1 protein-coding gene is annotated in these 247 nt (G+C 73.7%); it reads right to left on the reverse strand.

All coding sequences use genetic code 11. The features are described from left to right. Positions 1-247 (reverse strand): hypothetical protein (locus LP52_RS27875; protein ID WP_040276959.1); only part of this gene is annotated, 247 nt, incomplete at both ends.

A 247-nucleotide genomic window follows, 5' to 3' on the forward strand; every position in this document is an offset into this window, starting at 1 on the left:
TGTGTCGTTGTAGACGGTCGACGCGGTGCCGTAGGTGTATCCGCCGGTGGTGGAGGGGTCGCCGTCGTACTGGGGGTACCCGCTCGGTTCGGAGCCGCTGTAGCTCGGTGCCTCGCTGTAGGCGGCGTCCCGGTCGGAGGCGGCGGCGTTGCCGTGGAGGGGGGCCTCGGGCGAGGGGGAAGGCTGTCCGTAGTCGGACCGGTACCCGCCTGCGGCGGCGGTGAAGGGGTCGCCGCCGCGGGGCGGT

This window comes from Streptomonospora alba, assembly GCF_000826685.1.
GTDB classification, from domain to species: domain Bacteria; phylum Actinomycetota; class Actinomycetes; order Streptosporangiales; family Streptosporangiaceae; genus Streptomonospora; species Streptomonospora alba.